Annotated in this window: 4 protein-coding genes; all 4 read right to left on the reverse strand. The window is 63.3% G+C overall.

What is annotated here, in order from left to right; genetic code table 11:
• Positions 1-192: 192 nt before the first annotated feature.
• Genes QZY48_RS09290 through QZY48_RS09305 form a run of 4 tightly spaced genes read right to left on the reverse strand, consistent with a single transcriptional unit; the run spans position 193 to position 4,036 of the window.
• Positions 193-3,186, reverse strand: coding sequence for a DUF499 domain-containing protein (locus tag QZY48_RS09290; protein ID WP_295430378.1), 2,994 nt, complete (start codon positions 3,184-3,186; stop codon positions 193-195).
• Positions 3,186-3,410 (reverse strand): DUF433 domain-containing protein, encoded by a 225-nt coding sequence (locus QZY48_RS09295; RefSeq protein ID WP_295430380.1) that lies wholly within the window; start codon positions 3,408-3,410, stop codon positions 3,186-3,188. The genes QZY48_RS09290 and QZY48_RS09295 overlap by 1 nt, the downstream gene beginning before the upstream one ends.
• A 27-nt stretch (positions 3,411-3,437) precedes the next feature.
• A complete protein-coding gene (locus QZY48_RS09300) occupies positions 3,438-3,788 on the reverse strand; it encodes a DUF5615 family PIN-like protein (protein WP_295430382.1) in 351 nt (116 codons plus the stop codon).
• Positions 3,785-4,036, reverse strand: a complete 252-nt coding sequence (locus QZY48_RS09305) for a DUF433 domain-containing protein (protein ID WP_295430383.1) — start codon at positions 4,034-4,036, stop codon at positions 3,785-3,787. The genes QZY48_RS09300 and QZY48_RS09305 overlap by 4 nt, the downstream gene beginning before the upstream one ends.
• Positions 4,037-4,232: the final 196 nt, after the last annotated feature.

A 4,232-nucleotide genomic window follows, 5' to 3' on the forward strand; every position in this document is an offset into this window, starting at 1 on the left:
CTGGGCTGGTAAGTCGCGCCCCTTCGGGGCTTAAGTCGGCGACGTAAAAGTCCACTCGACCGCTAGCTCGATGGCCAGCGTGCGGGGCCGCCTAGTCAGGGCTTCCAGCCCAGACAGTTCCAGCCCCGACACCGTCAGGCCAGGATGGCCTGACTACGCACTTTCACGGTAAAGCCGCTCCCACAGGGCCTTTCAGCGTCCGGGATGGCCCATGTTCCTGCGATGGCCGTTAGCCTCGAACTCGCCATCGACCGTCGAGGCGAGACCAAGCTCGCTCAGCGCCGCCTTGAACTCCTCGATCTGGTGCGCGGAGAGCCCCCCCGGCGGGCTGACATCGACATTCACCCGCACGGTCAAGGCACCCGAGTTGACGAACTTTGCCAGGACCTTAGTGTAAAAGTTCATCCACTTCTGCGGCGGTACCTGGCCCGACCAGTTGATCCCCGGGTTTTCTGGGGGCACCTTGCGCCGGTCGACCGGGTCTGTCTCCTGGCGCTTGACCCCAATCCGGACCGTCGCCCTGGTGATGCCGCAGGCCGCGGACACCGTGTAATCGCCCTCCTCGTCGCCCGCGCGGAACACGCCGGCCTCAGTCATCTCGCCACCGGTCGCCGACCAGTTCAAGGCCCCTAGCGGATACTCCTGGCCGTGCTGGTCCAGGCCCTTCAATGTGAAGGCCAGGCTCTTGCCTGGCTCGACGCTTGCGTGATCGGGGTGCACCTCCAGATATTTCAGCGTCGGCGGCTCGATGCACTTTTTCGCCTCCAGGGCGGTGACGATGAATAGATCGTCGCTGAACTCGATCTCGGCCGCGTCGAGGTCCTGCTCGAAGAAAAAGGGCTCGTAGCGCCCATCCGGGGTCTTACCGGCATAGGCGATCACGCCGCTCGCCACCCCACGGGCGATGGTGTCCTTGAGCTTGTCGATGACGAGCAGCCGCGGGAACCGGGGCGAGGCGAAGAAGGCGTCCCTGACGGACTTGGTGCTCCATTCGGTGAGGGCCGGCGGCCAATTGCGGACCAGGAAGTTCGCATTCACAGAGTCCACGGCCTCGTCGTCCTGACGCAAGCGGCCGAGAATAAGCCCGACCAGACTGTCCGCCGCGCTGGAATGCACCAGACCGAGGTCGATCGTGCGGATTTGATTGTCGCGCCCCAGGAGGCCGATCGTCTTGTAGGTACGCCAGACCGCCTCCCGCAGGTCCCGCTCGGATTTCTTCAGGCTTTGGGCCAGTTGATGCCTCTGGGCCTCGTCCAGGCGGTCGGACTCCTCCTCGTCGATATCCTGCCAGGCCAGAAGCTTACGCGCCTCCTCCAAAAGACTGGCGGCCGCATCGGGGATGGACCAGATCAGGGCGCTCTTATAGGTGCGGCCTGAGTTCCCGTAGTCGCGCGTGACCTGCTCGATGAAGGCCAGGGTCTGCGCATCGCCCAACCCCTGATCCGGCGCCAGGACCACGATGGCAATGACCGGGCGGTCCGGGACCTGATTGCTGCACTCCGGGAAATAGACCCGCTCGACGCCCGCCTGACTGGCGAAGACCTTCTGGACTTCGGCCCTTACCCGCTCATCGATGCGGGGCGGTTTGATGTTGGCCCGGCGATCGGACAGGAGCTTGTTGAGGTTCGGCGTCAGGCTGAAGCGATACCGGTTGTTCTGGCTGGTGAGGAAATAGCAGTTGGTTTGGAGTTCCTCCAAGACCGTCTCGACGTTGCCGATCTCAAGACCAGGCTCGGCGACCGCCAGACGAATCTCCGCCAGGCTCGCCTCCTTGTGCTGCTGCCCCCCGCTCGACTCGAAGAAGATGCTGGTGGCGACCTTGCGGTGCAGGCGCGCCTTCTTGATGGTGTCCACCGCGGCGCTGTCCAGGCGTATCGCGAACGAGTCCGGCTTGCCGATGATGTCGGTGGTAATCGCGCCTTCAAGACGATCCTCGCCCAATTGCTCGAACATGGCGCGGCGGAACAGCGGGTCATCGAGCGGGGCCGTACCCAGACCGATCAGGCCATCCCGATGGGCACCCTTGAACCCGCTCAGATAGGCGTTCGACACCCATTGCGCAAGCAGCCGCAACATGCCGCGGGTCTGCTGAAAGCGGGGCAGCGTTTGCCACTTGCGCTCGAAGACCGAGAGCACGACCGGATGGAATGGGTAGGTCGCGCCGAACTGCCGGCGCCCATCATCGACGGGGAACTCGGCCGGGATCGATTGGCGATGCTCCAACAGCCAGTCGGCATAGTCGTTGCAGGTGGACACCGCATCCTTGGTGAGCAGCACCCGTCCGTCCTGGCCCACTGCCCGCAAGTCCCACTCGAAGAGCCTGCGCCTGATGATCTCGGAGGTCTCCGCCTCGGCCGACATCACCACCGGCTTACCCAAGCGGTCCAGCATTTTCTTGAAGCGCAAATAATCCGACTGGTCCTCCGCCGTCATCTCCATCTCGGAGGCCGGAATCGACACCACCAGGACGCAATTGCGCTGGCCGCGCGCCGTCTCGGACAGGTTGTGCAGAAAGTCATAGAGCTGGGCCGACAGACCGCTCTTACGGCTGCGGCTGACATAGTTCATCAGCTCGTCCATGAGGATGAGTGCGGGCCTGTCCTTGGGCAGGAAATCGCGGATGACATCGCCCGCCGGGGCCGTGCCCTCCTGGTCGTGACGTGCGACCTGTTCAAAGGCCGCCGCACCGCCCAGTTGAAATGCAATCTCGCCCCAGGGCGTCATCCGTTTCGGGGTGCCGTCGTCCCCGCCGCGTCCTCGGATGGAATCGAATTCGGTGCCGACGAACACCGCGGTAGCCGCCGCCGGAACTTGGTTGACGCCCGCCGCTCGGAGCAAAGTTTGGACCCCCGTCCATCCGGATGCCTGCGCACCGTGCTTGGCCAGGTGGTAGACCAGGGTCGCGGCATGGGTCTTGCCGCCGCCGAACTGGGTCGCCATGTTGAACACGGCCGAGGTCTCGGTGACCTCGCCCGCGAGGCGCCGGATCACCTGAGATGCCAGCAGGATCAGACTCTTGGTGAGATAGGTCCGGTCGAAAAAGCGCTCCGGGTCCTGGTAGTCCACGGCGGCGCGGCCGTCCCGGACGTGATCCAGATGGACGGCGAATTCAGCGGCATCGAGCGGGCGGCCCTCGCGCAGGTCCTCGCGCGGTGTTGCGACCTTGTACCAGGGTTTGATGGCCATCAGGCCACCCGCAACGTGAGGTGATCAGCCTGCTGGGCCGCATAGAACAGTGCGGCGCTGATGTCATCGTCTTCGAGATACGGATAATCTTCGAGTATCTCTTCACGCGAAGCGCCGGCCGCGAGCATGTCGAGTACATCCTTGACCCGGATTCGCATCCCGCGCAGGCAAGGACGGCCACCGCAGACCTGGGGGTCCATCGTAATCCGCTCCAATTGGGTCATATCAGTTTCTCGACGGTTGGTACTTGGCTAATGCGCTGGCCGAATCCGTACGCGATCCGAGGTCACCGTCAGGATAGCTCCCTGAATCAACGGGCTCTCAAATCGCTGCAATACGTTCACGCAATACGGTCCTTGCTGACGGCCGGGAATATTCACCAGCCGGATGATGCCGCAGTGGGGTTTGCCGTAGACAATGGCCAACTCGCCGAAATCCTTGTCGAGGGTTATCAACACGCGGCCATCCTCATAGGCACTGTGCATGATCGCCTCGTCGCCTGGGTCCGGTTCCAACTCGCCTGTCCAGCGAACGTCATGCCCCGCGGCGGTCAATGTCGCGACCGCACCGCCCCAAACGCAGGTGTCCAGCAGGACCTTCATGCCGCCGCACTGACGATCAGGGGCTCCACCCGCTCATGCTCGACCATCCTGTGGGCGTAGGCCAGACACGCGAGTATGTCCTCCCGTTCCAGCCAGGCGTAGCCCTCCAGAAGGGTGTCGGGGTCGTCGCCGGCCGCGAGCATTCCCAAGACATGCTCCACGGCCAGCCGACGCCCACGAATGATCGGCTTGCCGCCGAAGATCGCCGGATTGATGGTGATGCGCTGTAACAGTTCATCGTTATTCATGAGATTACTCGTGCATTTAATGAATAGTCGCTCAGTCGACGGTCATCAGCGTATCGACCGCCGCCCAAGGGTCCCGCACTGGAGGTCGAGGCTTAACCGTGAAAGTCCGGCGGGGGCCTGTGGGAGTGGCTTTCACGGTAACCCGACTGACGCGATTCTTCTCTGCGTCTCTGCGCCTCTGCGTGAGATTCTTTAA

Origin of the sequence: uncultured Thiodictyon sp. (genome assembly GCF_903828115.1) — a bacterium.
Taxonomy (GTDB): Bacteria; Pseudomonadota; Gammaproteobacteria; order Chromatiales; family Chromatiaceae; genus Thiodictyon.